We start from the raw sequence: 20396 nt of genomic DNA, 5'->3' as shown, positions 1-20396 counted from the left end.
GCAGTATCGGCGCATGACAAATGCGATTGATCCCGCCCTCGACGACTTGCGCAACCTGATCGGCGCCCGCCATGTGCGGACCGGCGCCGATATGGCCCCCTGGTCGCGCGATTGGGCGGGGCAGGCCACTTGGTCGCCGCGCGCCGTGCTGCACCCCGCCGATGCGCAGGAGGTGGCGGCCATCCTGCGGCTCGCCAATCGGTGTGGCCTGCCGGTGGTGCCGGTCTCGGGCAATACCAACCTCGTCAAGGGCACGCGCGCCGACGGCGCGCTGATGCTGTCGCTGGCGCGGCTGAACGCGATCCGCGAAATCCGGCGCGAGGCGCGCATTGCGGTGGTCGAGGCCGGGGTGCTGGTCGAGACCCTGCAACAGGCCGCCCAAGCGCATGACCTGCTCTTCCCGCTCAGCTTCGGGGCGCGCGGCTCGGCCATGGTGGGGGGCGTGCTCTCGACCAATGCGGGTGGCGCGAATGTGCTGCGCTACGGCAATACCCGCGATCTGTGCCTCGGGCTGGAGGTGGTCACGCCGACGGGCGAGGTGATGAACCTGATGAGCGCGCTGCACAAGAACAACGCGGGCTATGACCTGCGCCACCTGATGATCGGCGCCGAGGGCACGCTCGGCATCATCACCGCTGCCGTGTTCAAGCTCTTCCCTCGTGTGCGCGCCCATGCCACGGCGATGGTGGCGGTACCCTCGGTCGGCGTGGCGCTGCGGCTGCTCAACCGCTTGCAGGACGACACCGGCGGCGCGGTCGAGGCGTTCGAATACATGCCGCGCAGTTTTCTGGACGCGCTCCTGCACCGCTTTCCCGAGATGCGCCCGCCCTTTGCCGAGCGCCACGCGGTCAACGTGCTGGTGGAACTCGGCGCGCGCGCGCCGCGCGACGTGACACCGGGGTCGGACGGGGACCTGCCCATCGTGGCGCAGTTGGAGGCGGTACTGGCCGCCGCCTATGAGGCGGGCGAGGTGCTGGATGCCACCGTCGCGCAGAACGCCGCGCAACGGGCCGAGATCTGGGCGCGGCGCGAGGCCTCGGCGCAGATCCTGCGGGTGCGCAGCCCGGTTGTCGAGAACGACATCGCCGTGGCCACCGACCGGATGGAGATGCTGCTCGACCGAATCGAGTTCATCAGCCGCGCGATTGATCCCGGCATCGAGAATACCGGTGTGGCGCATCTGGGCGATGGCAACCTGCATTACGTGGGCTGGCCGTCGCGCGACGATCCGGCGCTGTGTCGCGCCATTCAACAGGCGGTCGAGGCGGAGGTGATCGCGCTTGGCGGCAGCTTCTCGGCAGAGCATGGCATCGGGTTGTCGAAACGGCCCGCGATGGCGGCGCACAAGGACCCGGTGGCGCTGGCCACGATGCGCGCGATCAAGGCGGCGCTCGATCCCAACGGCATTCTCAATCCCGGCAAGGTCTTGCCCGACCCGTGATCCGCCGCAGCCCTCACTCGCGCCAGTCGAAAAACCCTTCGCCCGCCTGCGACAGCAGCTTGGCGGCCATCGCGCGGCCCAGGTCCGCACCATCCTCGATCGGCGCGCTCTGGTCGTCGCTCAGGCATTCGCTGCCATCAGGGCGCAGGATCTCGCCGCGCAGGCGCAGCGTGCCGCCCGAGAGTTCCGCAAGACCCGCAATCGGCGTCTCGCAGGAGCCGTCGAGCGCGGCGAGAAAGGCGCGCTCGGCGGCGAGGCGCTGGCCGGTTTGCGTGTCATGCAGCGCGCTCAGCATCTCGGCGGCGCGGTGGTCGTCGGCGCGCCGCTCGATGCCGATGGCGCCTTGCGCCACGGCGGGCAGCATCACCTCGGGGGCAATCGCCGCGGTCGCCACATCGGCGCGGTCCAGCCGGTTCAGCCCCGCCATGGCGAGGAAGGTGCAGGCGGCAACACCGTCGTCGAGTTTCTTCAACCGGGTCTGCACATTGCCACGAAATTCCACGACCTCCAGATGCGGATAAGCGACCAGAACCTGCGCCCGGCGGCGCAGCGACGAGGTGCCGACCTTGGCCCCCGCTGGCAGATCGGCAAGCGCGGGCGCGCGGGGCGAGACGAAGGCATCGCGCACATCCTCGCGCGGCAGGTAGGTGTCGAGCACCAGCCCACCGGGCTGCAGCACCGGCATGTCCTTCATCGAATGTACCGCGATGTCGATCTCGCCGGACAACAGCGCCTCTTCGATCTCGCGGGTGAACAGCCCCTTGCCGCCGATCTCTTTCAGCGGGCGGTCGATGATCCGGTCGCCGGTCGTCTTTATGACCGAGATTTCAAAGGCATCCTCAGGCAGATCAAAGGCGGCCTGAAGCCGCGCGCGGGTCTCGTGCGCCTGCGCGAGCGCCAGCGGCGAGCCGCGTGTGCCGATCTTGAACGGTTTGGTCGGGGTGGGCAGATCACGTGTCATGCCGCAGGTTTAGACGCGACAAAGGAAGGTGACAAGCGGCGTGATGCTTGACATCGGCGGCGGGGGCGGCGACGAGACTTAAAACGGAGGAATTCATGCCCGCTCAAAAGACCATTCTGCGCGCCCTTTCCGGCGAGACCCTGCCCACCCCACCCATTTGGATGATGCGTCAGGCAGGCCGCTACCTGCCGGAATATCGCGCGACGCGGGCGCAGGCCGGGGATTTCCTGTCGCTGTGCTACAACAGCGAATTGGCGACCGAGGTGACGCTGCAACCGATCCGGCGCTATGGCTTTGATGCGGCGATCCTGTTTGCCGATATCCTGCTTTTGCCACAGGCGCTTGGCGCGGATCTGTGGTTCGTCACGGGCGAAGGGCCACGCCTCTCGACGATCACCGACAGGGCCGGGTTCGACAAGCTGAAACCGGTCGAGGATATTCACGAGACGCTGAACCCGATCTACCAGACGGTGCGCAATCTGGCGCGCGAATTGCCCAAGGATGTGACGCTGATCGGGTTCGCAGGGGCGCCCTGGACGGTGGCGACCTACATGATCGCGGGCAAGGGCACACCGGATCAGGGCCCCGCGCATGCGCTCAAGGCCGAGAACAGGCCGGTCTTCGAGGCGATCATCGACCGGCTGACCGAAGGCACCATCGCGTATCTGTCAAAACAGGTCGAGGCCGGGGCCGAGGTGGTGAAGATCTTCGACAGCTGGGCCGGTTCGCTGGAAGGCGAGGATTTCGACCGCTACGCGCTGGCCCCCGCCAAGCGCATCATCGCCGAGTTGAAGGCGCGGCACCCGGGAATTCCGGTCATCGCCTTCCCGCGCCAGGCGGGCGACAACTATATCGGCTTCCACGAGAAATCCGGGGCGGATTGCGTGGCCGTGGACGATTCCGTGACCGCCGAATGGGTGGCGCGGCACGTGCAGCCCTCGGGCTGCGTGCAGGGCAACCTCAAATCCTCGCATATGGTGACCGGCGGCGAGGATCTGGTGCGCGAGACCCGCAAGATCGTCGAGGCGCTGCAGAACGGCCCCCATATCTTCAACCTCGGGCACGGGATCACGCCGGATGCCGATCCGGACAATGTGAAACTGATGATCGACACGGTGCGCGGGGCCTGAGCCGGGCCGGTGATCGGCCCTCGCATCATGGGCTTAAATAGCCTTCCGCGCGAAAGCTGACCTCGCCCGCGCGCCCGATCACAACGTGATCGTGCAGCGTGATGCCCAGCACCTCGGCGGCGCGGGCGACCTGCGCGGTCATGTCGATATCCGCCGCCGAAGGCGTGGGATCGCCCGAGGGGTGATTGTGCACGAGGATCAGCGCGCTGGCATTGAGATGCAGCGCCCGCCGGACCACCTCGCGCGGGTAGACCGGCACGTGGTCCACGGTGCCGCGCGCCTGTTCCTCGTCGGCGATCAGCACGTTCTTGCGATCGAGATAGAAGACCCGGAACTGTTCGGTCTCGCGATGCGCCATGCTGGCCCGGCAATAGGACAAGAGCGCATCCCAGGACGAAATGACCGGCCGGTTCATCACCCGCGCCTGTGCCAGCCGATGCGCCGCCGCCTCGACCACCTTCAACTCGCAGATCACCGCCTCGCCCACGCCGGGGACACCCGAGAGCCGCTCCGCCGGGGCCGAAAGCACGCCCGCGAAATCACCGAACATATCCAGCAGCGCGCGCGCCAGCGGCTTCACGTCGCGGCGCGGGATGGCGCGAAAAAGCACCAGTTCCAGCATCTCGTAATCGGGCATCGCCCGCGCGCCGCCATCCAGAAACCGTGCGCGCAATCGCTGCCGGTGATCGCGGATATAGGAGGGGTGGCGCGCGCTCGCGGGCACCGCCGTCTCGGACGCAAAGAGCGGCAGGGGCCGCTCGGAAAAGGCAGGGGCATCTGTCATGCCCCCACCTTGCCGAGGGAACGTTAGAAAAGCGTTAATGCCAGACCGGCATCAGCTTTTCATCGAGTCCCAGAACGTCTTGACCGAGGAGAAAAAGCTCTTGCTCTCCGGGTTGTTATCCTCGCTCAACGCGTCGAACTCGCGCAGCAGCTCTTTTTGTTTCGAGGTCAGGTTCACCGGCGTTTCCACCGCCAGTTCGATGAACATGTCGCCATGCGTGCCACTGCGCAGGGCCGGCATGCCCTTGCCGCGCAGGCGCATCTGACGACCGGATTGAGAGCCTGCAGGGATTTTCACCCGGCTGCGCCCACCCTCGATCGTCGGCACCTCGATATCGCCGCCAAGTGCGGCCTTGGCCATCGACACCGGCACCCGGCAGAAGAGGTTGGTATCCTCGCGCTCGAAAAGCTCGTGCTTGGCGACCTCGATGAAGATATAGAGATCGCCCGCCGGGCCACCGCGCATCCCCGCCTCGCCTTCTCCGGCAAGGCGGATGCGGGTGCCGGTCTCGACGCCTGCGGGGATGTTCACGCTCAGCGCGCGCTCCTTCTGCACACGACCCTGTCCCTGGCAGACCTTGCAGGGATTCTTGATGATCTGCCCCAGCCCGCCACAGGTGGGGCAGGTGCGTTCCACGGTAAAAAAGCCCTGCTGCGCGCGCACCTTGCCCATACCCGAACAGGTCGGGCAGGCGGTCGGTTGCGCGCCGCCCTCGGCGCCCGAGCCGTCGCATTCGTCACAGGGCACCGCCGAGGGCACCTTGATGCTCTTTTGCAGACCGGCATAGGCCTCTTCCAGCGTCACACGCAGGTTATAGCGCAGGTCGGCCCCACGCGCCGCGCGCTGCCGCCCGCCACCGCGTCCGCCGCCGCCCATGAAATCGCCGAACAGATCATCGAACACGTCCGAGAAGGCCGAGGCGAAATCGCCCTGCCCGGCCCCGCCGCCGAACCCGCCACCGGGACGCGCGCCACCGCCGCCGCCCATGCCACCCTCGAAGGCGGCATGACCGAACCGGTCATAGGCGGCCTTCTTCTCGGGGTCTTTCAGGACGTCATAGGCCTCGCCCGCTTCCTTGAACTGCTTTTCGGCATCGGGATTGTCGGAATTGCGGTCGGGGTGAAGCTCTTTCGCCTTGCTGCGATAGGCTTTCTTGATCTCGTCTGCCGAGGCGCCCTTGGAAAGCCCGAGCACTTCGTAATAGTCACGTTTGGCCATCTGGGATCTCCTTGATATCGGAGTATCGGAGCCGGTCCGGCATCATGCCGCACCGGCCCCGAATGGTCCGAAACGTGCCTCAGGCGCGCTTGTTGTCGTCGAGATCCTCGAAATCGGCGTCGAGGATGTCATCGTCGTCGCCGCGTGTCTGATCGGCGCCCGCGGGCTCGTCCTGGCCTTCATCCTGGCTGGCCTTGTAGATCGCCTCGCCCAGCTTCATCGACGCCTCGGCGACGTTCTGGATGCCGGACTTGATCTTGTCGACATTGTCGCCCTCAAGCTCGTCCTTGAGCGCGGCAACGGCCAGTTCGATCGCCTCGACGGTCGTGGGATCGACCTTGTCGCCATGCTCCTCGAGCGATTTCTCGGTCGAGTTGATCAGGCTCTCGGCCTGATTCTTCGACTCGACAAGCTCGCGACGGGCCTTGTCGGCATCGGCGTTCTCCTCGGCCTCCTTGACCATGCGCTCGATATCCTCTTCCGAGAGGCCGCCCGACGCCTGGATGGTGATCTTCTGCTCCTTGTTCGTGCCCTTGTCCTTGGCCGAAACCGAGACGATGCCGTTGGCGTCGATGTCGAAGGTCACCTCGATCTGCGGCATGCCGCGCGGCGCGGGCGGGATGTTCTCGAGGTTGAACTGGCCGAGCATCTTGTTGTCGGCCGCCATCTCGCGCTCGCCCTGGAAGACGCGGATCGTCACCGCTGACTGGCTGTCCTCGGCGGTCGAGAAGATCTGCGACTTGTTGGTCGGGATCGTGGTGTTGCGGTCGATCAGACGGGTAAACACACCGCCAAGCGTCTCGATCCCGAGGCTGAGCGGGGTCACGTCGAGCAGCACGACATCCTTGACGTCGCCCTGCAGAACACCGGCCTGAATGGCGGCACCCATGGCCACGACCTCGTCGGGGTTCACGCCCTTATGCGGCTCCTTGCCAAAGAACTTGGTCACTTCCTCGATCACGCGCGGCATCCGGGTCATGCCGCCCACCAGAACGACCTCGTCAATCTCGGAGGCGGAAATGCCAGCGTCCTTGAGCGCTGCGGCGCAGGGTTTCATCGACGCCTTGATCAGGTCACCCACCAGGCTTTCGAGCTTGGCACGGGTCAGTTTCACGACCATGTGCAGCGGCGAGCCATCAGAGCCCATCGAGATGAACGGCTGGTTGATCTCGGTCTGCGAGGACGAGGAAAGCTCGATCTTGGCCTTTTCGGCGGCTTCCTTGAGGCGCTGCAGCGCCATCTTGTCCTTGGTCAGGTCGACGCCATGCTCTTTCTTGAACTCGTCGGCGAGGTAGTTGACGATCCGCATGTCGAAATCTTCACCACCCAAGAAGGTGTCGCCGTTGGTCGCCTTGACCTCGAAGAGACCATCGTCGATTTCGAGCACGGTCACGTCGAACGTGCCGCCGCCAAGGTCATAGACCGCGATCGTGTGCGTTTCCTTCTTGTCGAGACCATAAGCGAGCGCCGCCGCCGTCGGCTCGTTGATGATGCGCAGCACTTCAAGCCCGGCGATCTTGCCGGCATCTTTGGTGGCCTGACGCTGGGCGTCGTTGAAATAGGCAGGCACGGTGATGACGGCCTGCGTCACCTCTTCGCCGAGATAGCTCTCGGCGGTTTCCTTCATCTTGCCGAGGATGAAGGCGGAAATCTGGGAGGGGCTGAATTTCTCGCCGCGCGCCTGCACCCAGGCATCGCCATTGCCACCGTCGATGACGGTGAACGGCATGTTCTTCTTGTCCTTGGCGAGATCGGGGTCATCGACGCGACGACCGATCAGGCGCTTGACGCCGAAGATGGTGTTTTCGGGGTTGGTGACGGCCTGCCGCTTGGCGGGCTGACCGACGAGGCGTTCATTCTCGGTGAATGCCACGATCGAGGGCGTCGTGCGCGCGCCTTCGGAGTTCTCGATCACGCGCGCCTGAGCGCCGTCCATGATCGCGATGCAGCTATTCGTGGTGCCGAGGTCAATACCAATCACTTTGGCCATGTTTTCGATCCCTTCTACTTAGGCGATATGACGAAGGCCCGACCCGTTTCGGCATCAAGCCCCCGATGAGGAACAGGCCCGCGACGTTCCGCAGTGCCTGCGTTTCTGCGCGAATATAGTCAGGGCAATGTAGGGCTGCAAGCATTCGCAGAGGATCGAAACGTGCAATTTGGTCTAAAATGTCCATCTGAAGCAAAGAGGAGACAGCATGCCCCGACCGACCCTGACCCTGCGCGGCGTGGCGATCTACAAGGGCTGGCTGCCGCCCGAGGCGCAGGCGGCGATGCTGGACGACCTGCGCGCCGTGGTGGCGCAGGCCCCGCTTGTCGCGCCGGTCACCCCCTCGGGCAAGGCGATGAGCGTGCGTATGACCGCCGCCGGGCGCTATGGCTGGGTCACCGACCGGCGCGGCTATCGCTACGAGCCGACCCACCCCGACGGCATGGACTGGCCCGCCGTTCCGGAGAGCGTGCTGGCGATCTGGCGCAGGCTGGTCAGCGAGAGCCGCCTGCCCGATTGCTGCCTCGTCAATCATTATACCGGAAACGCAAAGATGGGCTTGCACCAGGACCGGGACGAGGCCGATTTCTCCTGGCCGGTGCTGTCGATATCTCTGGGCGATGACGCACTCTTTCGCATCGGCAACACCACCCGCGGGGGGCCGACGGAATCGATCTGGCTCAACTCGGGCGATGTGCTGGTGATGGGTGGCGCGGCGCGGCTGGTCTATCACGGGATAGACCGCATCCGTCCGGGCAGTTCCTCGCTGCTGCGGGGCGGCGGGCGGATCAACCTGACCTGCCGGGTGGTGGACTGAAGCAGTTTCAGAAATAGGTGATAGACGATCTCGGTTCGAAATTGCGCAAAATCTCTGATCCGCCCTGCCCCGTCAGTCGACGCCCATGTCCCGCATCATCGCCTCGAGCCGGTCCACATCCCCGGGATTGTTCAACTCCCAGAATTGCCGCCCCCGCGCCTCGACCTCGACGCAGAGCACGGCACGCCCGTTTTCCAGAAACCGCAGCTGTTCCAGCCCCTCCAGCCCTTCAAGCGGGCCCTGCACCCAGCCGGGATAGGCCGCTAGCGCCTCGGGGCTGTAGGCATAGACGCCGACGTGATGAAAGACCGGCGTTTGCGCCTCGTCCGCATAGCGCGCCGGGGTGAACGGGATCACTTCCTTCGAGAAATAGAGCGCGTGGCGCGTGCGGGTGAATACCGCCGTCGTGCCACCGACGCGACCCGCCGCACGATCCGCCAGAAACCCGTTGAGCGCGGCACCGTCGCAGCGCAGCACCGGCGTCGCCACCTCGGCCTCGGGATCGGCGCGCAGCCCCGCGATCAGGTTCTCGACGAACCACGGCGGGGTGAGCGGCGCGTCGCCCTGCAGGTTGACCACGATATCAAAGCCACCACCAAGGACAGCCTGCGCCTCGGCGCAGCGTTCGGTGCCGTTGGCGCAGGTCTCCGAGGTCATCACCACCTCGGCGCCAAACGCCTCGGCAGCGGTCCGGATCCGGTCGTCATCGGTCGCCACCACCACCCGGTCGACGCCCGAAACCGCGCAGGCCGCCTCCCATGACCGACGGATCAGCGAGCGCGCCGCGCCCCCTGCCCCGCGCAACGCGACCAGCGGCTTGCCGGGATAGCGCGTCGAGGCATAGCGCGCCGGAATGACGATCAGAACACCCATCTCAGGCAGGCTGAAGCGCGACGCCCGGCGCATGGGCGATGAAGAACGGATTGGCAAATCCCGCCTTGCCATAGCGCAGCGGGCTGTGATCGTCGAACCGCACCACCTGCCCGCCTGCCCCCAATAGCACGGCATGGCCTGCGGCGGTGTCCCATTCCATGGTGCGCCCGACACGCGGATAGAGATCGGCCTCGCCGGTGGCCACCAGACAGAACTTGAGCGACGAGCCCGCACTGGTCATGTCCTTGACGGCATATTTGCCGATATAGTCGTCGGTCGCCTGATCGCGATGCGATTTCGAGGCCACCACCATCAGCGCGGCATTGTCCGGCGCGGCCACGCGAATGGGGCGTTGCGCGCCAGGGGTCTCGATATCGAAAGGGCCGTCCTCCTCGACCGCCGTACCGTCGGCGCGGGTGTAGAACATCCGGCCCTTGGCCGGGGCATAGACCACGCCACGGGTCGGCACGCCCGCCTCGACATAGGCGATATTGACGGTGAAATCGCCGCGCCGGTTGATGAATTCCTTGGTCCCGTCCAGCGGATCGACGATCAGGAACGTCTCCACGCTCTGCCCGTGCGAGGCAGCCTGTTCCTCGGTCACCAGCGCCACCTCGGGAAAGGCGGCGCGCAGCCCCTCGGAGATCAGTGCATCTGCGGCCTCGTCGGCCTCGGTCACCGGGCTTGCGTCGGACTTCACCTTGACGTCGAAATCGTCGGCCTCGTAGATCTCCATGATCCGCGCGCCGGCCTCCAATGCCAGCCGCCGCATCTGCACAACAAGTGTTTCGTACTTCAAATCGCCGCTCCTTTGCCCGGAAGACGCCACTTTGCGCCCTTAATGAATGGATTACACCTGCGCCCTTATGCTAGGCTCGGCGCGGGACGGCAAGAATCCCGTGCAACAAATTCACCGTCAACAGGCAGATTTCCGATGTTCAAGACCGCACGCCCAAAATCGAGCCTGCATTCGGCGGTCGTGATCCTCGAACTGATCTATCACGCCACGGTGCGCGACATCCGCAAGGGCCATGGCAACGCGGTGATCGCCCTTGTGTTGAACATCATGACCGCGATCATCATGGTCATGGCCTTCTATGTCATGTTCTCGGTGCTCGGAATTCGCGGCGCCAAGCTGCGCGGCGATTTCCTGCTGTTCATGATGTCGGGCATTTTCCTCTACCTCACCCATATCAAGGCGCTTGGCGCGGTGGCGGGCGCCGAGGGACCGTCCTCGCCGATGATGCAGCATGCGCCGATGAACACGATCATCTCGATTTCCTCGGCCGCGCTCGGCGCGCTCTACATCCAGGTGCTGTCGATGTTCGTGATCCTGTTCGTGTATCACGTGGCCTTTGTCCCGATCACCATCTATCAGCCGATCGGCGCCTTCGGGATGGTGCTGCTGGCCTGGTTCACCGGCGTGGCTGTGGGGCTTGTGCTGCTGGCGATCAAGCCGTGGTTCCCCACCTTCGTCTCGATCTTCATGACCGTCTATCAGCGCGCCAACATGATCGCCTCGGGCAAGATGTTCGTGGTCAACAGCCTGCCGCCCTTCATGTTCAAGATGTTCGCCTGGAACCCGCTGTTTCACAATATCGACCAGGCGCGGGGCTACGTGTTCATCAACTATTTCCCGCACAAGACATCCCTGACCTACCCGCTTTACGTGGCTCTCGCCCTTGTGGTGGTCGGGCTCATGGGCGAATTCTACACCCGGCAATACGCCTCCAAGAGCTGGTACGCGCGCCGTTGATCCGAGGTGGTGGCGGGCCGCGTCACACCCGGTGATAGGGGCTGCCCGCGAGGATAGAGGCGGCGCGGTATAGCTGCTCGCTCAGCATCACGCGGGCCAGCATATGTGGCCAGACCATCTTGCCGAACGACAGCGCGAGATCCGCCTGCGCGCGCAGCCCCGGTGCGATCCCGTCCGCCCCGCCGATGACAAAGGTCACGTCGCCGCGCCCGGCATCGCGCCACCCGGCAAGCCGGTCGGAAAACTCTGGCGAAGTCATGACCGTGCCGCGCTCATCGAGCGCCACGATCACAGCCCCTTTGGGGATCGCACGCTCCAGCAGGGCGGCCTCGGCCTCGATGCCGCCGCCCTTCTTGTCCTCGACCTCATGGAGCGTGAGCGGGCCAAGGCCCAGCGCCCGCCCCGTTCGGTCGAACCGGGTGATGTAATCGTCGATCAATGCGCGTTCCGGGCCGGTCCGCAACCGGCCCACCGCGCAGATATGCACCCGCATTCAGGCCTGGGTCGCTGCCGTCTGCCCGGTGGGCATCCACATCTTCTCAAGCTGGTAGAACTCGCGCACTTCGGGACGAAAGACATGGACGATCACGTCGCCCGTGTCGATCAGCACCCAGTCACCGGTGTCCTTGCCCTCGGTGCGGGCCGGAACGCCGTGCTCCTGCTTGAGCCGATCCACCAGTTTCTCGGCAATCGCCGAAACCTGACGCGACGACCGGCCCGAACAGATCACCATGTAATCGCCCATGGCGGTCTTGCCGCGCAGGTCGATCTGCACGACATCCTCGGCCTTGTCGTCGGAAAGGGATTGAAGGATCGCCGCAAGCTGCGCTTCGCTGTCTGCGGTCGTGACGGGCGTCATCGGATACGCCCCCTGCTCAGCGGCGCCTGCCGCATGCATTGTAAAAGACAGGACATAGTCCTCCTCTCTGGCGCACCGCAAAGCCCCGGTGCCGGGCATATCTCAAAGGTAGCAAGACAAACGTGACTTTTCAATGAAGCGCAACGCATGCAAGGCCAAATGCACGCGAATATGCGCCGAATTTACCCAGGCGGGGCCCCGTCGCCCAGCATCCGCACCTCGCGCTGCGGGAACGGGATCGAAATGCCGCCCGCCTGGAACGCATCCCACAGCGCCAGATAGACATTGCCGCGAATGTTGGTCAGTCCCTGCGTGGGGTCGCGAATCCAGAACCGCAGGATGTAATCCACGCTGCTGTCCCCAAAGCCCACGATATGGCAGACCGGCGGCTTGGTGGTCAGCACCCGGTCGACGTTCTTGGCCGCGTCTATGGCGATCTTGCGCACCGTGTGCGGGTCGTCGCCATAGGCAGTGCCGAAATAGATATCGAGCCGCACAAAATCGTTGGAATGCGACCAGTTGACCACCTGCCCGGTGATCAGATCCTCGTTCGGGATCAGATATTCGCGCCCGTCGCGCGTGGTGATCGAGACATAGCGCGCGCCGAGGGCGTTGATCCAGCCAAAGGTCTCGCCCAGGCTGATCACGTCGCCGGGCTTGATCGACTTGTCGAGCAGGATGATCACCCCCGAGACAAGGTTCGACACCACCTTTTGCAGGCCAAACCCAAGCCCCACGCCGATCGCCCCCGACAGCACCGCAAGGCCCGTCAGATCCACCCCCACCGTGCGCAACCCGATGAAGAAGGCCGCGCCATAAAGCAGCACTTGCAGGAACTTGACCACCAGCACCTGCATCGACGGCGAGATATCGGCGTTCTTGCGCACCTGCGCCGCGCTCGTGGTCGAGATGAAGCGCGCGAGAACAAAAAGCGCCCCGATCAGGATCACCGCCTGCACGATCAGCCAGAGCGACAGCCGCGTCTCCCCGAACTCGAAGGCCCAGCCATCGAGCAGCGTCTGCGCCTCCTCGGTCAGGTTGAGGATGATCAGCGTCACCCATATCCAGCCCGCATAACGCACCAGCGCGCGCAGAAAGCTGTTGCCGATGAGCCGCGTCGCGATGGCGATCACCAGCCACGCGAGCGCCAGTTCCGCAAAGATCGTCAGCAGATAGGACCGGCTGGGCCAGGTGTAGCTCTGCATCAGCCAGACCACCGGCCAGATCAGCATCACGAAAAAGATCAGCCTTAGCCGCCGGTGCAGCATCACCAGCAGGCGCATCCGCCATTTCGGCCAGCCCTCGCGCCGCCGCATCCACTCCCGGCAGACCGGGCCAAGCAGGGCGTTGAGAACATGCGCCAGCCCAAAGAGACCCGCCGCAATCACAATCTGATACGCGTTCCACGGCCGCATCAGGCTGCGCAGGAACAGCTCCAGCTGCGCCCAGAGACCGAGCGCGATATCCTGTGTCAACGTGACCGCATCGCCTTCCATGCCGTCAGAGTGGCATGTGACCTGTGCGCCCACAAGGCTGCTCTGGACAAGGGACAAAAATCCGGTTCTCTTCCCCGGGAACCGAAGGAGGAGCGCCATGACCACTGCCCTGATCACCCATCCCGATTGCCTGGGGCACGAACCGCCCGACGGCCATCCCGAACAGGTGGCCCGGCTGGAGCGGGTTCTGAAGGCACTGGATGGCAAGGCCGTGACCCGTGTCACCGCTCCGCTGGTGGCCGAGGACGATCTGCTGCGCGTGCATCCCAGGCGTTATATCGAGGCAATCCGCGCCGCCGCCCCCGAAGAGGGTCTGATCCAGCTTGACGGCGACACATGGATGTCGCCGGGCAGCCTCGCCGCCGCGCATCGCGGCGCAGGCGGCGCGATCCGGGGCGTCGATCTGGTGCTGTCGGGCGAGGCCCGCAACGCCTTTGTCGCCACCCGCCCGCCCGGCCACCATGCCGAGCGTGAAACCCCGATGGGCTTTTGCCTCTTCGGCAATGTCGCGGCGGCGGCGCAATATGCGCTCGATCATCATGGGCTGGGCCGCGTCGCGGTGGTGGATTTCGACGTGCATCACGGCAATGGCACGCAAGACCTGCTCGAGGACGAGCCGCGCGCCTTGTTCGTGTCGTCGCACCAGTTCCCGCTCTGGCCCGGTACCGGCGCCCCGCATGAGACCGGACCGCATGACACCATCCTCAACGTGCCGCTCGCCCCGCGCTCGGGCAGCGATGCGTTCCGCCGCGCCTATGAGGACACCGTGTTTCCCCGCCTGCGCGCCTTCAAACCCGATCTGATACTCGTCTCCGCGGGCTTTGACGCGCATCGCGACGACCCGCTGGCAGAACTGATGCTGGAAACCGGAGATTTCACCTGGATCACCGAACGGCTCTGCGATCTGGCGGATGAACTCTGCGATGGCCGCCTCGTGAGCTGTCTTGAGGGCGGCTACAACCTGCATGCCCTCGCCGAGAGCGCGGCGGCGCATGTCGATGTGCTGATCAAGCGCGGCACCGCCTGAACGCAGCCCCCAAGAGGAACCCCGCCCCATGCGTGCCGGTCTGGCCCTGCTGTGCCTCGCCTATGTGCTGAGCCAGTTCTTCCGTGCGTTCCTCGCGGTGCTCAGCGGGCCATTGGCGCGCGATATCGGCACCACGCCGGACGATCTGGCCTTTGCCTCGGGGCTGTGGTTCGTGATCTTCGCCGCCATGCAGATCCCGGTCGGTTGGGCGCTCGACCGGATCGGCCCGCGCCGCACCACCGCCATGCTCCTGCTGATCGGCGGTGGCGGCGGTTCGGCCCTCTTCGCGCTGGCCATCACACCGCTGCAGATAAGTCTCGCGATGGCGCTCATCGCGGTGGGCTGCTCGCCGGTGCTGATGGCCTCCTACTACATCTTCGCGCGACAGTTCCCGCCCGCGCGTTTTGCCACGCTTGCCGCCTTGATGCTGGGGGTGGGATCGGTCGGCAATCTTGTGGCCGCCTGGCCAATGGCCTGGGCGGCGGAAACCATAGGCTGGCGCGCGGCGCTCTGGGGGTTGGCGGGCGTGGCGGCGGTGATCGCCCTCGGCATTCAGACCCTCGTGCGCGATCCCGAGGCGGTCACCGGCGAGCCGCGCGGCTCGATCCTCGACCTGCTGAAAATGCCCGCCCTCTGGGCGATCCTGCCGCTGATGTTCGTGGCCTACGCGCCCGCCGCGGCGCTGCGCGGGCTCTGGGCCGGGCCCTATCTGCGGGATGTCTTCGCGCTCGATACCGGGCAGGTCGGACAGGCGACGCTGGTGATGGGGCTGGCGATGGTCGCGGGCACGCTGGCCTATGGCCCGCTCGACCGGCTGTTCCAGACCCGCAAATGGGTGATCTTCACCGGCAACCTGATCTGCGCGCTGGCCACCTTCGCGCTGATGCTCTGGCCGGAGACGAGCCTTGCGCTCTCCATCACCCTGCTGGCGATCATCGGCTTTTCGGGCGCGACCTTTCCGGTCATCATCGCACATGGCCGCAGCTTCTTCCCGCCGCATCTGGCCGGGCGGGGTGTCACGCTGCTCAACCTCTTCGGCGTCGGCGGGGTCGGCGTGGCGCAATTCGCCTCCGGCCCGCTGCACGCGGCGGCGGTCGCCACTGGCCCGCTGGCGGGATATGTGGCGATCTTCGCGCTGTTCGGGGTCGCGCTGCTGGCGGGGCTGGTGATCTATCTCTTCAGCCGCGACAACATGGGCTGAGCGCGCTCAGAACCCCGAGACCAGCAAATCCACGGCGGCGATGATCTCGTCGCGCAACGGGAAGGCATCGCCGACAACCATCCCGATTTCCGACCCCGGCAGAGCGACAAGCTGCGACATGAGGATGACATGCGCCACACCCTCCAGCGCAAAGGGGATATGCAGCCGGGGCACAAGCGCGCCCCAACCGGCCTGCGGCACCACCGGCGCACACAGGATATAGGGCGTCTCAAGGCCAAGATCGCTCTGAACGCGGCAGACCAGTTCACCGCCGCCGCGCAGCTGATGGATGCGGCCCTGTGCCATGCTCGCCGCACTCACACCCGGCGAAACCGCGCAAGGCTCGGCCCTTCGCGGTCAAGCTGTCGGGCCTCGTCGGCCAGCCCCTCGCGCGCAGCGGCAATCCAGGCGGCGCGCTCACGCTCGGCGCGCGCCGCCGCGATCCCCGCGTCGATCCAGTTGCGCACGACCTCCGCGATGGACAGCCCCCGTGCCGCGGCCTCTTCTTCGAGAGCGGCCTTTCGATCCTCACCAATGTCACGAATGTTCAGCGGTGATGGCATCCTGACCTCGCATCGGTGTCCATGTGATGCCGTCATGATACACACTACGCAACACAATCCGCAAGTGTCGGCTGACAACCCGCCCCTTTCACATCCCCCGCAATCCCTGTATGACCCGCACCGCAACCCCGATCAGGAGGCATGATACACATGGGTTACAGAATCGCCGTCGTCGGTGCCACGGGCAATGTGGGCCGCGAAATGCTGAACATCCTCGCCGAGCGCGAATTCCCGGTAGACGAGATCGCGGCACTTGCGTCGCGCCGCTCACTCGGCACCGAAGTCAGCTTTGGCGACCGAACTCTCAAGACCCTCGATCTCGACGCGTTCGATTTCACCGGCTGGGATATCGCGCTCTTCGCCATCGGCTCTGACGCGACCAAGATCTATGCCCCCAAGGCGGCCAAGTCGGGCTGCATCGTGATCGACAACTCCTCGCTCTACCGCTACGACCCCGACGTGCCGCTGGTGGTGCCCGAGGTGAACGCCGCAGCCGTCGAGGGCTATGCCAAGAAGAACATCATCGCCAATCCCAACTGCTCCACCGCGCAGATGGTCGTGGCGCTGAAGCCTCTGCATGACCGCGCCCGGATCAAGCGCGTCGTCGTCTCGACCTACCAGTCGGTTTCCGGCTCGGGCAAGGAGGCGATAGACGAGCTGTGGGACCAGACCAAATCCGTCTACAACCCCACCGACAATTATCAGGCCAAGGTGTATCCCAAGCAGATCGCCTTCAACGTGATCCCGCAGATCGACGTCTTCCTCGAGGACGGCCAGACCAAGGAAGAATGGAAGATGGTCGCCGAGACCAAGAAAATCCTCGATCCGAAGATCAAGCTGACCGCAACCTGCGTGCGCGTGCCGGTCTTCGTCGGCCATTCCGAGGCGATCAATATCGAGTTCGAGGACCATCTCGACGAGGCCGAGGCCCGCGACATCCTGCGCGAGGCCCCCGGCATCATGGTGATCGACAAGCGCGAAGATGGCGGCTACGTCACCCCCATCGAATGCGTCGGCGACTACGCCACCTTCATCAGCCGCATCCGTCAGGACCCGACCATCGACAATGGCATCAACCTGTGGTGCGTCTCCGACAACCTGCGCAAGGGGGCGGCGCTCAACGCGGTGCAGATCGCCGAAACGCTCGGGGCAAGGGTGCTGAAGAAGGGCTGATCCACCCACAGGGCCGGCCGATGCGGGCGCGTCCTCGGACGCGCCCGTTTGCTGTCCGGGGCCGGGACGGGAACCGGCGGCGGGGGTTTACATTGCCGGGCGGCTCGCGTCATCTATCGCCGACAAAACCAGTCCCGGAGCCTCATGACCACCCTGACCGTTCAGCGTTCCAACCTGATCGGCGCCGCCTATGCCTTGGCGGCGGTGATGTGCTTTTCGATCAACGATGTGGGGATCAAGTTCCTCTCCGATGCCTATGCCCTGCATCAGGTTGTGTTCATCCGCGCATTGGTGGGCCTCACGGCGTTCACCTGCTTCGTCATGCCCTTCGCCGGTGGCCCGCGCCTATTGCGCACGCGGCGGCCGGTGGTTCACCTGATCCGGGGGCTCTGTGTGGTGTCGGCCAACATGTGTCTCTTTCTGGGTCTGGCCGCCCTTCCCATCGCCGATGCCACCGCGATCTTCTTCGTCTCGCCGCTGGTGATCACCGTCTTTTCGGTGATCTTCCTGAAAGAGGTGGTCGGCCCGCGCCGTTGGGCCTCCATCGCCATGGGCTTCATCGGCGTTCTGGTCATCGTCAAACCGGGCACATCGGCGTTTCAACTGGCCTCGCTCCTGCCCATCGTTGCCGCCTTCCTCTACGCCACGCTGCACATGCTCACGCGCAAGATCGGCGGCACTGAATCCGCCCCCACCATGGCCTTCTATATCCAGCTGACCTTTCTCTTCGCCAGCACCGTGATCGGGCTGGGGCTGGGCGACGGGCGTTTTGCCGGGTCGGGGCACCCGTCGCTGGAATTCCTCTTTCGCGCCTGGGTCTGGCCGCCGGTCGGGGATTATCCGATCCTGATCCTGCTGGGCATCTCCGGCATGCTGGGCGGGCTGTTCATTTCTCAGGCCTACCGCCTGTCCGAAGCCGCCTTCGCCGCACCGTTCGAATATGTCGCCATGCCGATGGCGATCATGTGGGGGGTGACGGTGTTCGGCACCTGGCCCGATGCCACCGCCTGGATCGGCATTGCCCTCATTGTCGGCTCCGGTCTCTATCTGGTGTGGCGCGAGTCGGTGAAGGATGCGAGGCTGACACCCAGGACAAACCGATACCGACGCTAAACCGACATGATACCGACGCGATACCGAGGAGGAAAAGATGAGCCTGACGATCATTCCATTCGCCGAAGGCGAGGCGCATCTCGACTGGCTGGGCCTCTGTGCGGCATTGCAAGCCGGGCACGATCTGCCCCGCGCCGAGATCGCCGACACCTTCCTCTATCGCGGCAAGGACACGCTTCTGAACCGCTCCGCCTGGATCGACGGGATGGGCATCGCAGTGAAATGCGCCACGATCTTTCCGGGCAACCCGGACAGGGGCGATCCAATGATCAACGGCGCGGTCAACCTCTATGACGACGCCAACGGGACGCTTACGGCGCTGGTCGATTTCCACCTTGTCACCAAGTGGAAAACCGCCGGCGACAGCCTCTATGCCGCCACGCGTCTGGCCCGCGCTGACAGCGAAAATATCCTTATCGTTGGTGCGGGTACGGTGGGCCGCTCGCTCTGGCAGGCCTATTCCGCCGCCTTCCCCAAGGCGCGCTTTACCGTCTGGAACCGCACCCGCGCCAATGCCGAAACCATGGCGGCAGAGTGCGGCGGCATGGCCGTGGCCGATGATCTTGAGGCCGCCGTACGCGCCGCCGATATCGTCACCTCCGCCACCATGTCCACCGACCCGCTGATCAAGGGGGACTGGTTCCAGCCCGGCCAGCATATCGACCTGATCGGCGCCTACCGCCCCGACATGCGCGAGGTGGATGACCAAGCCCTGCGCCGCGCCCGGGTCTTCGTCGACAGCTACGACACCACCGTCGCCCATATCGGCGAGATCAGGATCCCGCTGGAAACCGGCGCGATATCCCGCGATCACCTGGTGGCGGATTACTATGAGCGCGAGAAATTTCACCGCCAAAGCGATGACGAGATCACCCTCTTCAAGAACGGCGGCGGCGCACATCTCGACCTCATGACCAGCCGCTACATCCTCGATGCCTGGCGGGCAGCGGGATGATCTGGCTCGGGCTCCTGGCGCTGGCCCTCGGGCTGCTTGCCGCAGCACCCTTTCTGCGCGAGATGTCCAAGTCCGAGATGGACGACACCGCCCGCCGCCATGCGCCCGGCGCCTTCGCCACCCTCTCGCGCGGTGTCACGCATTACCGCTGGATGGGGGCCGCGCGCGGCCCGGTCGCGGTCTGCGTGCACGGGCTGACCACGCCGTCCTTCGTCTGGTACGGCATTGCGCAAGGGCTGGGAGCGATCGGCTTTCGAGTGCTGATTTACGACCTTTACGGGCGCGGCTACAGCGACCGCCCCGACGGCCCGCAGGACAGCGCCTTTTTCGTCACCCAGCTGGAGGATTTGCTGGAGGATCAAGGCGTTGACGGCGACATCACCCTTTTGGGCTATTCCATGGGCGGGGCCATCGCCACGGTCTTCGCCGCGCTTTACCCCGAGCGCCTGCGCCAGATCGTGCTGATCGCCCCGGCGGGGCTTGGCCATGATCTCGGCCCGGTGGCGCGGCTGGTGGCGCGGGGCAACGTGATCGGTCGGTGGATCATGCGCACGGTCTTTCCACACATGTTCCGAAAGGGAACCGAAGCCGAGCGAAACCTGCCCAGCAGTGTCGAGGGCATCGTCGATCTGCAACAGGCTGAACTCGGCTATCGCGGCTTCGTGCCCGCGATCGAACGCTCGATGAGCGGTATGCTGTCCGAGAACCTGGCCGAGGCGCATGGCGATGTGGCCGAGACGGGTGTGCCGGTGCTGGCCGTCTGGGCGCGCGAGGATGCGATCATCCCGCTCAGCGCGATGGGGCGGCTTGCCCAACTCAATCGCAGCGCAAGGCAGGAGGTGATCGAGGGGGCGGGCCACGGCCTGACCTACACCCATACCGAGGAGGTGCTGCACGCGATGCGCGATCTGATGCGCCATAAGCGGTGACATGATCAGACGCCGCCTGCCCCACATGTTCGGAATTCACGAAAGTTAAGTCCAGATAACAAGAATTGATCAGGCCTGCACCGCCGTGACCGTCGCTCCGGCTTGCAATA

General features: G+C 65.1%; 21 protein-coding genes. 10 read left to right on the top strand and 11 right to left on the bottom strand.

The window, feature by feature from the left end; all coding sequences use genetic code 11:
• Positions 1–13: 13 nt before the first annotated feature.
• Complete coding sequence (locus ACSSV4_RS10945) at positions 14–1441, top strand: FAD-binding oxidoreductase (RefSeq protein ID WP_454275183.1); 1428 nt, start codon at positions 14–16, stop codon at positions 1439–1441.
• Between the two features lie 13 nt (positions 1442–1454).
• Here ACSSV4_RS10945 and hemC read toward each other — a convergent pair whose 3' ends face one another.
• Entirely contained in the window at positions 1455–2402 is a 948-nt protein-coding gene (gene hemC / locus ACSSV4_RS10940) for a hydroxymethylbilane synthase (protein ID WP_454275182.1), read from the bottom strand.
• Positions 2403–2497: 95 nt separating this feature from the next.
• Here hemC and hemE point away from each other — a divergent pair, with 95 nt between their 5' ends.
• Positions 2498–3532 (top strand): uroporphyrinogen decarboxylase, encoded by a 1035-nt coding sequence (gene hemE, locus ACSSV4_RS10935; protein WP_454275181.1) that lies wholly within the window; start codon positions 2498–2500, stop codon positions 3530–3532.
• Positions 3533–3557: 25 nt separating this feature from the next.
• Here the strand turns inward: hemE and radC are convergent, their stop codons facing one another.
• The 3 genes from radC to dnaK form a co-directional block, all read right to left on the bottom strand.
• Entirely contained in the window at positions 3558–4316 is a 759-nt protein-coding gene (radC, locus tag ACSSV4_RS10930) for a RadC family protein (RefSeq protein WP_454275180.1), read from the bottom strand.
• Between the two features lie 51 nt (positions 4317–4367).
• Positions 4368–5534, bottom strand: coding sequence for a molecular chaperone DnaJ (gene dnaJ / locus ACSSV4_RS10925; RefSeq protein WP_454275179.1), 1167 nt, complete (start codon positions 5532–5534; stop codon positions 4368–4370).
• Between the two features lie 79 nt (positions 5535–5613).
• Positions 5614–7524, bottom strand: a complete 1911-nt coding sequence (gene dnaK / locus ACSSV4_RS10920; RefSeq protein WP_454275178.1) for a molecular chaperone DnaK — start codon at positions 7522–7524, stop codon at positions 5614–5616.
• A gap of 208 nt (positions 7525–7732) precedes the next feature.
• Here dnaK and ACSSV4_RS10915 point away from each other — a divergent pair, with 208 nt between their 5' ends.
• Positions 7733–8341, top strand: coding sequence for an alpha-ketoglutarate-dependent dioxygenase AlkB family protein (locus ACSSV4_RS10915; protein ID WP_454275177.1), 609 nt, complete (start codon positions 7733–7735; stop codon positions 8339–8341).
• A gap of 72 nt (positions 8342–8413) precedes the next feature.
• Here ACSSV4_RS10915 and ACSSV4_RS10910 read toward each other — a convergent pair whose 3' ends face one another.
• Complete coding sequence (locus tag ACSSV4_RS10910; protein WP_454275313.1) at positions 8414–9214, bottom strand: 3-deoxy-manno-octulosonate cytidylyltransferase; 801 nt, start codon at positions 9212–9214, stop codon at positions 8414–8416.
• A gap of 1 nt (position 9215) precedes the next feature.
• On the bottom strand, positions 9216–10013 hold the full coding sequence (cysQ, locus tag ACSSV4_RS10905) for a 3'(2'),5'-bisphosphate nucleotidase CysQ (RefSeq protein WP_454275176.1): 798 nt from the start codon (positions 10011–10013) through the stop codon (positions 9216–9218).
• Between the two features lie 135 nt (positions 10014–10148).
• Here cysQ and ACSSV4_RS10900 point away from each other — a divergent pair, with 135 nt between their 5' ends.
• Positions 10149–10970: an ABC transporter permease gene (locus ACSSV4_RS10900; protein ID WP_454275175.1), complete on the top strand. Its 822-nt coding sequence runs from the start codon at positions 10149–10151 to the stop codon at positions 10968–10970.
• Positions 10971–10992: 22 nt separating this feature from the next.
• On the opposite strand, the gene rlmH is transcribed toward ACSSV4_RS10900, so the two are convergent.
• From rlmH to ACSSV4_RS10885, 3 genes are all read right to left on the bottom strand, one after another.
• Positions 10993–11463: a 23S rRNA (pseudouridine(1915)-N(3))-methyltransferase RlmH gene (rlmH, locus tag ACSSV4_RS10895; RefSeq protein WP_454275174.1), complete on the bottom strand. Its 471-nt coding sequence runs from the start codon at positions 11461–11463 to the stop codon at positions 10993–10995.
• Positions 11464–11829, bottom strand: a complete 366-nt coding sequence (rsfS, locus tag ACSSV4_RS10890; RefSeq protein ID WP_454275173.1) for a ribosome silencing factor — start codon at positions 11827–11829, stop codon at positions 11464–11466.
• A gap of 182 nt (positions 11830–12011) precedes the next feature.
• Positions 12012–13325, bottom strand: a complete 1314-nt coding sequence (locus tag ACSSV4_RS10885; RefSeq protein WP_454275172.1) for a mechanosensitive ion channel family protein — start codon at positions 13323–13325, stop codon at positions 12012–12014.
• 97 nt (positions 13326–13422) lie between these two features.
• Here ACSSV4_RS10885 and ACSSV4_RS10880 point away from each other — a divergent pair, with 97 nt between their 5' ends.
• Together ACSSV4_RS10880 and ACSSV4_RS10875 are read left to right on the top strand one after the other, a co-directional pair.
• Positions 13423–14352, top strand: a complete 930-nt coding sequence (locus tag ACSSV4_RS10880) for a histone deacetylase family protein (protein ID WP_454275171.1) — start codon at positions 13423–13425, stop codon at positions 14350–14352.
• Positions 14353–14380: 28 nt separating this feature from the next.
• A complete protein-coding gene (locus tag ACSSV4_RS10875; protein ID WP_454275170.1) occupies positions 14381–15553 on the top strand; it encodes an MFS transporter in 1173 nt (390 codons plus the stop codon).
• 6 nt (positions 15554–15559) lie between these two features.
• Here the strand turns inward: ACSSV4_RS10875 and ACSSV4_RS10870 are convergent, their stop codons facing one another.
• Together ACSSV4_RS10870 and ACSSV4_RS10865 are read right to left on the bottom strand one after the other, a co-directional pair.
• Complete coding sequence (locus ACSSV4_RS10870; protein WP_454275169.1) at positions 15560–15859, bottom strand: CcdB family protein; 300 nt, start codon at positions 15857–15859, stop codon at positions 15560–15562.
• Positions 15860–15870: 11 nt separating this feature from the next.
• Positions 15871–16116: a hypothetical protein gene (locus ACSSV4_RS10865; protein WP_454275168.1), complete on the bottom strand. Its 246-nt coding sequence runs from the start codon at positions 16114–16116 to the stop codon at positions 15871–15873.
• 150 nt (positions 16117–16266) lie between these two features.
• On the opposite strand from ACSSV4_RS10865, the gene ACSSV4_RS10860 reads away from it, so the two are divergent.
• The 4 genes from ACSSV4_RS10860 to ACSSV4_RS10845 all read left to right on the top strand — a co-directional run bounded on the left by ACSSV4_RS10860 (position 16267) and on the right by ACSSV4_RS10845 (position 20286).
• A complete protein-coding gene (locus ACSSV4_RS10860) occupies positions 16267–17289 on the top strand; it encodes an aspartate-semialdehyde dehydrogenase (RefSeq protein WP_454275167.1) in 1023 nt (340 codons plus the stop codon).
• Between the two features lie 144 nt (positions 17290–17433).
• Positions 17434–18402, top strand: a complete 969-nt coding sequence (locus ACSSV4_RS10855) for a DMT family transporter (RefSeq protein ID WP_454275166.1) — start codon at positions 17434–17436, stop codon at positions 18400–18402.
• 37 nt (positions 18403–18439) lie between these two features.
• Positions 18440–19357, top strand: a complete 918-nt coding sequence (locus tag ACSSV4_RS10850; RefSeq protein ID WP_454275165.1) for an ornithine cyclodeaminase family protein — start codon at positions 18440–18442, stop codon at positions 19355–19357.
• A complete protein-coding gene (locus ACSSV4_RS10845) occupies positions 19354–20286 on the top strand; it encodes an alpha/beta fold hydrolase (RefSeq protein ID WP_454275164.1) in 933 nt (310 codons plus the stop codon). Before ACSSV4_RS10850 ends, ACSSV4_RS10845 begins: the two co-directional genes overlap by 4 nt.
• The last annotated feature ends 110 nt before the right edge of the window (positions 20287–20396 follow it).

The sequence above is a fragment of the Roseovarius sp. MBR-154 genome (assembly GCF_053628595.1).
This window is presented reverse-complemented; position numbering and strand designations above follow the sequence as displayed.